1 protein-coding gene is annotated in these 1,630 nt (G+C 71.7%); it reads left to right on the forward strand.

Annotation, left to right across the window (positions count from 1 at the left end; all coding sequences use genetic code 11):
- Positions 1–1,630, forward strand: a 1,630-nt coding sequence (locus tag J7E22_RS08090) for a long-chain fatty acid--CoA ligase (protein WP_214980725.1), incomplete at both ends; no start/stop codon positions are given.

A 1,630-nucleotide genomic window follows, 5' to 3' on the forward strand; every position in this document is an offset into this window, starting at 1 on the left:
CGAACCCGGTGCCCACGTCGCGATCCTGTCCCGCACCCGCCTGGAGTGGACGCTGGTGGACTTCGCGATCTGGACCGCCGGCCTCGTCTCCGTCCCGGTCTACGAGACGAGCTCGCCCGACCAGGTCCGGTGGATCCTCGCCGACTCCGAGGCCGTGGCGATCGTCGTGGAACAGGAGGAGCACGCCCGACGGGTGGCCTCCATCGCGTCCGACCTGCCGCACCTCGGGCAGCACTGGACGATCGACGGCGGCGGGCTCGACGACCTCACCCGTCTCGGCGAGGACGTCAGCGACGAGGACCTCGACGCCCGGACCGCCGCGGTGCACGGGCACGACGACGCGACGATCATCTACACCTCCGGGTCCACCGGGCGGCCGAAGGGGTGCGTGCTCCGGCACGACAACTTCACCGGCACGGTCGAGGGTGCGTTCGAGGCGATGCCGGAGATCGTCGCGGACGGCGCCTCCACCCTGCTCTTCATCCCGATGGCGCACGTCTTCGCCCGGTTCATCGCCGCGATGTCGGTCTCCGCCGGGGTGCTCGTGGGCCACGAACCGGACACGAAGGACCTCATGCGGGCCGTCGCGACGTTCCGCCCGTCGTTCCTGCTCGCGGTGCCGCGCGTGTTCGAGAAGATCTACAACTCCGCCGAGCAGAAGGCCGACCTCGGTGGCAAGGGCCGGATCTTCCGCGCCGCCGCCCGGACCGCGGTCGCGCACTCCGAGGCCCTCGCAGCCGGCCGGGTGCCGTTCGGCCTGGCGATGCGGTTCCGCGTGTTCGACCGGCTCGTGTACAGCAAGCTCCGCGACGCGCTCGGCGGCCGGGTGCACCACGCCGTCAGTGGCTCGGCGCCGCTCTCCCCGCGGCTGTCGCACTTCTTCCGGTCGATCGGCGTGCACATCCTCGAGGGCTACGGCCTCACCGAGACCACCGCCCCCGCCACCGTCAACCGCGTCGCGGAACTCCGGATCGGCTCGGTCGGCCGCGCGCTGCCCGGCGTCGAGATCCGGATCGCCGACGACGGCGAGATCCTGATCCGCGGGGTGGACGTGTTCGACCGGTACTGGGGGAACGACGAGGCAACGGCCAGGGCGTTCGCCGACGGCTGGTTCCGCACCGGCGACCTCGGGCGCCTGGACGACGAGGGCGTCCTCACGGTGACCGGCCGCGCGAAGGAGCTCATCGTCACGGCGAGCGGCAAGAACGTCGCGCCGGCCCCGCTCGAGGACGGCATCCGTGAGCACCCGCTCGTCGGCCAGGTGGTCGTCGTCGGCGAGGGCAAGCCGTTCATCGCCGCCCTCGTGACGCTCGACCGCGAGATGCTCGCCGGCTGGTGCGCGTCGCGTGGCATCTCCCCCGCGCTCTCGGCGCACGAGGCCGCCTACGACGAGCGCGTCCACGAGGCGGTGCAGGAAGCGATCGACGCGGGCAACCAGCGGGTGTCACGGGCGGAGTCGGTGCGGTCCTTCACGATCCTCGACACGGACCTGTCCGAGGCCTCCGGTCACCTGACGCCGAAGCTGACGATCAAGCGCTCCGTGATCATGCAGGACTTCGCCGCGGACATCGAGCACATCTACTCGGGGTCGAAGGTGCAGACGACGGCCACCCCGGTCGTCCAGGGGCGC

Source organism: Curtobacterium sp. ISL-83, assembly GCF_018613895.1.
In the GTDB taxonomy this organism is placed as follows: Bacteria; Actinomycetota; Actinomycetes; order Actinomycetales; family Microbacteriaceae; genus Curtobacterium.